This window comes from Dellaglioa sp. CoH-56-MRSF-10, assembly GCF_056782175.1.
In genome coordinates this window covers 1-269 of sequence record NZ_JBXAYF010000114.1, presented here as the reverse complement: position 1 = coordinate 269, position 269 = coordinate 1, and the positions used below count along the sequence as shown (strand labels likewise).

Below are 269 nucleotides of genomic sequence, written 5' to 3'. Positions count from 1 at the left end.
ATCTGACCGGTTGGAACAGCGCCAATCAACCGGCCGCTATCATCATGCAGCAGAGCAGGCGTCCGGTCGTCTATGTGCCAAACATATTCATGAAGTTCCTTGCCGACGAGTATTACGACAACCTTGACGTTCGCTTTGTCCCACCGACCTGTTTCGGTACCACGGTGGGACAACACATAAATTACCTCGTCGGCAAAGGCGGGAAAGTCGGTTACATCGGTCGAAATGAATCGACCTTCGCGTTTGAGCGGCAACTGACTGGCGAATGC

General features: G+C 53.2%; 1 protein-coding gene. It reads right to left on the bottom strand.

Going from position 1 to position 269, the window contains the following annotated elements:
- Positions 1 to 269: hypothetical protein (locus AC1RP4_RS08015; protein WP_481763279.1), on the bottom strand; the 269-nt coding region annotated here is incomplete at both ends.